This window comes from Methylobacterium frigidaeris (assembly GCF_022179185.1).
In the GTDB taxonomy this organism is placed as follows: domain Bacteria; phylum Pseudomonadota; class Alphaproteobacteria; order Rhizobiales; family Beijerinckiaceae; genus Methylobacterium; species Methylobacterium frigidaeris.
This window is the reverse complement of the sequence record NZ_BPQJ01000431.1, coordinates 1-221: the sequence shown is the minus strand read 5'-3', so window position 1 is coordinate 221 and position 221 is coordinate 1. Positions and strand designations below refer to the sequence as shown.

Genomic DNA, 221 nt, shown 5'->3' with positions numbered 1-221 from the left:
GGAAGATCGCGGCGGTGGAGCCGAACTCCGGCGACATGTTGCCGATGGTGGCGCGGTTGGCGAGGGAGGTGGCGGCGACACCCTGGCCGTAGAACTCGACGAACTTGCCGACGACCTTCTTGACACCGAAGAGGGAAAGCGCCAGTCACAAGACCCCGCCCCCCACGCCCCCACCCTCTACACCGCTCCACCCACCACCGCCACCGTCGCGCCCAGACAAC

1 pseudogene is annotated in these 221 nt (G+C 67.9%); it reads right to left on the bottom strand.

From position 1 onward, the window contains the following. A pseudogene (locus tag MFF64_RS37575) lies at window positions 1-121 on the bottom strand (aconitase family protein); the annotation flags it as partial. Between the last annotated feature and the right edge of the window lie 100 nt (window positions 122-221).